General features: G+C 51.0%; 2 protein-coding genes. Both read left to right on the top strand.

Annotated features, from left to right (window positions below):
• A partial coding sequence (locus tag ACEWB7_RS17655) for an amidohydrolase family protein (protein ID WP_411581040.1) occupies positions 1-237 on the top strand: 237 nt, incomplete at its 5' end.
• A gap of 8 nt (positions 238-245) precedes the next feature.
• On the top strand, positions 246-457 hold a 212-nt coding region (locus ACEWB7_RS17660), incomplete at its 3' end, for a MarR family transcriptional regulator (RefSeq protein WP_411581041.1).

Here is a 457-nt window from a genome sequence, read left to right on the forward strand (position 1 = left end):
ACGTTAAGCGGTTCATCCTTAACCATGATTGAAGGCGTGCGTAATCTGGTCGAACATTGTGGTATCGCACTGGATGAAGTGCTGCGTATGGCGACGCTCTATCCGGCACGTGCGATTGGCGTTGAGAAACGTCTCGGCACGCTCGCCGCAGGTAAAGTAGCCAACCTGACTGCATTCACACCTGATTTTAAAATCACCAGGACCATCGTTAACGGTAACGAGGTCGTAACTCAATAAGAGAAAGTATGACACCAGGCGGACAAGCTCAGATAGGTAACGTTGATCTCGTAAAACAGCTTAACAGCGCGGCCGTTTACCGCCTGATTGACCAGCATGGTCCTATCTCGCGCATACAAATTGCCGAGCAAAGCCAGCTTGCTCCCGCCAGCGTAACGAAAATTACGCGTCAACTCATTGAACGCGGGCTGATCAAAGAAGTCGATCAGCAGGCCTCTAC

Origin of the sequence: Acinetobacter sp. NIOH-H-8 (assembly GCF_046635365.1) — a bacterium.
GTDB lineage: Bacteria > Pseudomonadota > Gammaproteobacteria > Pseudomonadales > Moraxellaceae > Acinetobacter.